General features: G+C 40.9%; 1 protein-coding gene. It reads left to right on the forward strand.

What is annotated here, in order from left to right; translation table 11 throughout:
• Nucleotides 1–496: hypothetical protein (locus AC1M9H_RS14340; protein WP_481613650.1), on the forward strand; the 496-nt coding region annotated here is incomplete at both ends.

The raw sequence follows: 496 nt of genomic DNA on the forward strand, positions 1-496 counted from the left end.
AAGCAAAAGCAGATGTTGCAGCAGGCAAATTCACAGGTGCTGAAAAAGAAGCGGTAGAAGGAGCAATTGCTAAAGCAGAGCAATCACTAACAGAAGACAATGGTGATTTATCAAATCAAGACTTTGATGCTGCTCGTGAAGTACTATCTGATAAGTTAAACTTGATAGAAGCGATTGAAAAAGTAAAAGACTTGATTGCTGAAGGCAAGTTTGATGGTCAGCAGTTGGACGATGTAGAAGCTGCACTTGCTGCAGCAAAAGAAGCTGCAAACTTTGCTGAAATTAAAGATACTTTAGACGCTGCGGTAGAAAAAGCGACAGCGGAAGAAGTGATTGAGGATGCAGCTGAAGCAGCATTAAAAGATGCGGTTGAAGAAGCAAAAGCAGATGTTGCAGCAGGCAAATTCACAGGTGCTGAAAAAGAAGCGGTAGAAGGAGCAATTGCTAAAGCAGAGCAATCACTAACTAATAATGGTGACTTATCAAATCTAGACTT

The sequence above is a fragment of the Acinetobacter sp. ANC_7512 genome, from assembly GCF_056779935.1.